The sequence below is a fragment of the Kitasatospora sp. MBT66 genome, from assembly GCF_000710405.2.
GTDB classification, from domain to species: Bacteria; Actinomycetota; Actinomycetes; order Streptomycetales; family Streptomycetaceae; genus Kitasatospora; species Kitasatospora purpeofusca.
Map to the genome: position 1 here is coordinate 282,255 of NZ_JAIY01000010.1, position 4,272 is coordinate 286,526.

At 74.3% G+C, this 4,272-nt stretch carries 4 protein-coding genes; 2 read left to right on the forward strand and 2 right to left on the reverse strand.

Annotation, left to right across the window (positions count from 1 at the left end):
• Positions 1-195: 195 nt before the first annotated feature.
• Both BI06_RS25900 and BI06_RS25905 read right to left on the reverse strand, forming a co-directional pair.
• Positions 196-1,155 carry a tRNA (adenine-N1)-methyltransferase gene (locus BI06_RS25900; protein WP_043471962.1) on the reverse strand — a complete coding sequence of 320 codons (960 nt, stop codon included), beginning with the start codon at positions 1,153-1,155 and terminating at the stop codon, positions 196-198.
• Between the two features lie 115 nt (positions 1,156-1,270).
• Positions 1,271-2,491: a site-2 protease family protein gene (locus tag BI06_RS25905; RefSeq protein WP_037781155.1), complete on the reverse strand. Its 1,221-nt coding sequence runs from the start codon at positions 2,489-2,491 to the stop codon at positions 1,271-1,273.
• Positions 2,492-2,673: 182 nt separating this feature from the next.
• Between BI06_RS25905 and BI06_RS25910 the strand changes: the two genes are divergently transcribed.
• The gene (locus BI06_RS25910) at positions 2,674-3,582 is read left to right on the forward strand and encodes a RecB family exonuclease (RefSeq protein ID WP_030395899.1); all 909 of its coding nucleotides are present in this window, start codon (positions 2,674-2,676) and stop codon (positions 3,580-3,582) included.
• On the forward strand, positions 3,583-4,254 hold the full coding sequence (locus BI06_RS25915; protein ID WP_030299918.1) for a response regulator transcription factor: 672 nt from the start codon (positions 3,583-3,585) through the stop codon (positions 4,252-4,254). It begins immediately after the preceding gene.
• Positions 4,255-4,272 lie beyond the last annotated feature (18 nt).

The window sequence follows — 4,272 nt, forward strand, 5'->3', positions numbered from 1 at the left end:
CGACCGGGGCCGGTGCGGCCCGTCGCGGTCCGCTGTCCAGCCGTCGTCCCGACCGCGGTCTCCACCAGGCGTCCCCTCCAGTGGTCTGTGTGAGCGAGCATCGTCCCACACCGGGGCGGCCGCGAGGTGTCACGGGGGTGCGGGAACGCGGGAGGGGTGGTACGGCGATGCCGTACCACCCCTCCGGAGGGTGTCTCAGCCGAGGTCGACCTGGTCGGCGTTCTCGGTGCGGGCGGCGGCCCGGGCGGCCGCGCGCTCCTGCAGGGTGGGCTCGGGGGCCCCGTTGTCGTACTCCTCGCCGTAGGCGCCCTTGGCCGGGCGGCGGCGGCGCAGCGGCGGCTCGACGCCGTCGGCGAGGCGCCGGGCGGTGAGCAGGAAGCCGGTGTGGCCGATCATCCGGTGGTCCGGGCGGACGGCCAGGCCCTCCAGGTGCCAGGTGCGGACCATGGTCTCCCAGGCCTGCGGCTCGGTGTAGGTGCCGTGCTCGCGCAGCGCCTCGACGGTCCTGGACATCTGCGTGGTGGTGGCCACGTAGCAGCAGATGAGGCCGCCGGGGACGAGCGCCTTGGAGGCGACGTCCAGGCACTCCCAGGGGGCGAGCATGTCCAGGATGACGCGGTCGACGTCGCCCTCGACCAGGTTGTCCTGGAGGTCGCCGACGGTGAGCTTCCACGCCGGGTGCGGGCCGCCGAAGTAGCGCTCGACGTTGGACTGCGCGATGTCGGCGAAGTCCTGGCGGCGCTCGTACGAGGCGAGCAGGCCGGTGTCCCCGACGGCGCGCAGCAGGTACGTGGACAGCGCGCCGGAGCCGACGCCGGCCTCGACCACGCGGGCGCCCGGGAAGATGTCGGCCATCGCCAGGATCTGCCCCGCGTCCTTGGGGTAGATCACGGCGGCGCCGCGCGGCATGGACAGGACGTAGTCGGGGAGCAGGGGGCGCAGCGCGAGGTACGGGACGTTCCCCGTGGTGCGCACGACCGTGCCCTCGGGGGCGCCGATCAGCTCGTCGTGGGGGAACGCACCCTTGTGGGTGTGGAACTGGTTCCCGGCCTGGAGCGTGAACGTGTAGTGGCGGCCCTTGGGGTCGGTCAGCTGGACCTGGTCCCCGACCTGGAAGGGCCCGCGTCGGCGGGTGGCACCGGTCGGTTCGGACATGCGGACAATCCTAAGGGAAGCGGGCCGTCCGCCCGACCAGGTGATCGTCCCGGCCCCGCCGGGTGACCGCCGCGACCTCGCCGGACGGTCGTCCCGGCCCTGCCGGGCGGCCGCCTCAGCGGCCGGTGACGGCGGCGGTCAGCCGCTGCTCGATATCGGTGAGCGTGGCGACGCCGAACACCCGTCCGTCCGCCTCGACCACCAGGTACTCCCCGGCGGGGGTGGCCCGGACGGCGCGCAGCAGGTCCTCCCCGGCGAGGTCGGCGGGGAGCCGCAGCCCGGGTTCGAGGTCGCGGGCGAGCGGGCCGACGGCGACCCAGGGGCGGCGGTGCTCGGGGACGGCGCGCACGGCGGACTCGCGGACGAGGGCGATCGGCTCGCCGCGCCCGTCGACGACGACGACGGCGCCGGCCCGGGCCTCGTGGGCGCGCCGCATGGCCTCGCCGAGCGGGGTGTCGGCGGTGACCTCGACGGCCCGGCGGGCGAGGTCGCGCAGCCGCAGGCCGGGCAGGACCTCCTTGAGCCGGGCGTTGCGCAGGGCGCCGGTGGCGCCGTTCCAGATGATGGCGGCGAGGACGGCGGCGAGGACGGCGTCGACCAGGGTGTCGGTGCGGCTGCGGTCGAGTTCGCGGGCGGAGCTGACCAGGGGCAGGCCGATCAGGACGGCGACGGCGAGCGCCCGGCCGGCCCAGGCGGCGGCGACGGTGCCGGTCATCGGCCGGCCGGTGACCGCCCAGACGACGGCGCGCAGCATCCGGCCGCCGTCGAGCGGCAGGCCGGGCAGCAGGTTGAAGGCGGCGACGACGAGGTTGGAGACCATCAGGCCGGTGAGCAGGACGCCGGGGACGGTGGACAGCTCGACGGCCTGGAGGGCGAGGTAGAACACGCCGCCGAGGACGAGCGAGAGCAGCGGGCCGACGAAGGCCAGCCAGAACTCGCGCCAGGGGCGTTCGGCCTCGTTCTCGATCTCGGAGACGCCGCCGAAGAACTGCAGCTGGATGCGGCGCACGCCGAGCTTGTAGCGCAGGGCGACCAGGGTGTGGGCGAGTTCGTGGATCAGCACCGAGCCGTAGAAGGCGACGGCGAAGAAGAAGGCGAGGAGGTAGCGGGCGGCGCCGAGCTCGGGCAGGACCCGGTCGAGCTGGCCGCCGAAGACCCAGGTGATGAGGGCGGCGATGACGAACCAGGACGGGGTGACGTAGATCGGTACGCCGAAGGGGCGGCCCATCAGGATGCCGCCGCGGGGCTCCGGGTCCTCGGGCGGCGGGGTCCCGGGTCGGGTGCCGCTGTCGTGCGGTGGCTGGTCGGAGGTCCGCCGGCCACTGGAGTCGCTCACCGTGTTCCCTTCGTCCGTCTGCCAACGGCACGCGCCGCGCGCCGGTGCGCCCACGCTACGTGATCGGGGCGGTCGTCCGGCGCGCGCCCCTCGTCCTCCCACTGCCTTCATACCCACCCGCGGGCCGCTTGCGGCAGCACCGTGGCAGCGGGATGACAGCGCAGGGCAATAGGGTCTGGGGTATGCAGCAGACCGAGACCAGCAGCGCCGTCGTGGCCCCGGCGCGGGCGGCGGCGGCCCCGACCGGGCTGTCCCCGTCGCGCGCGGGCGACTTCCTGACCTGCCCGCTGTTGTACCGGCTGCGGGTGATCGACCGGCTGCCGGAGCCGCCGAGTCCGGCGGCGACCCGGGGCACCCTGGTGCACGCGGTGCTGGAGCGGCTGTTCGACTCGCCGGCGGCGGACCGTACGCCGGAGCGGGCGCTGGGGCTGCTGCGCCCGCAGTGGGAGCGGCTGCTGGGCGAGCGCCCGGAGCTGGCCGGGCTGTTCCCGGAGGACCCGGACGGCGCGGCGCTGACGCGCTGGCTGGGGGACGCGGAGAAGCTGGTCGCCCAGTGGTTCCGGCTGGAGGACCCGACCCGGCTGCACCCGGTGGAGCGCGAGCTCTACGTGGAGACGGCCCTGGAGTCGGGGCTGCTGCTGCGCGGCTACATCGACCGGGTCGATGTCGCGCCGACCGGCGAGGTCCGGTTGGTGGACTACAAGACCGGCCGGGCTCCCTCGAGGGACTTCGAGGGCAAGGCGATGTTCCAGATGAAGTTCTACGCGCTGGTGGTCTGGCGCTGGAAGGGCGTGCTCCCCCGGCGGCTGCAGCTGGTCTACCTGGGCGGCGGCGGGGACGTGGTCAGCTACGACCCGGACGAGGCGGACCTGCTGGCCGTGGAGCGCAAGCTGCTGGCGCTGTGGGAGCGGATCGGCCTGGCGGTGGCGACCGGCGACTTCCCGGCGACCCGCAACCGGCTCTGCGACTGGTGCGACCACCGGGCCAGCTGTCCGGAGTTCGGCGGCACGCCCCCGCCGTACCCGCTGCCGCTGGCGCGTACGCCCGACGAGGACGATCCCACCGGGGATCAGACGAGCAAGGAGTCCTAGGTGACGATCCGAGTGCTGCTGGTCGACGACCAGCCGCTGCTGCGCACCGGTTTCCGGATGATCCTGGAGGCCGAGTCCGACCTGGTGGTGGTCGGTGAGGCCGGCGACGGCCAGCAGGCGCTGGACCAGGTGCGGGCGCTGCAGCCCGATGTGGTGCTGATGGACATCCGGATGCCGCGGATGGACGGGGTGGAGGCGACCCGCCGGATCGCCGGTCCGGGGCGGGACGGCCCGGCCAAGGTGCTGGTGCTGACCACCTTCGACCTGGACGAGTACGTGGTGGAGGCGCTGCGCGCGGGTGCGAGCGGCTTCCTGCTGAAGGACGTGCCGGCCGAGGAGCTGGTGCAGGCGATCCGGGTGGTGGCGGACGGCGCGGCGATGCTGGCGCCGTCGATCACCCGGCGGCTGCTGGACATGTACGCCACCAAGCTGCCCTCGGGCGAGGAGGCGCCGCCGCAGGCGCTGAACGCGCTGACCGAGCGGGAGCTGGAGGTGCTGAAGCTGGTGGCGCGCGGGCTGTCGAACGCGGAGATCGCGGCGGAGCTGTTCGTCAGCGAGACGACGGTCAAGACGCATGTCGGCCATGTGCTGACGAAGCTGCAGCTGCGCGACCGGGTGCAGGCGGCGGTGTACGCGTACGAGAGCGGCCTGGTGCGTCCGGGCGCGCTGTAGCCGCGGACGACGGAGCGG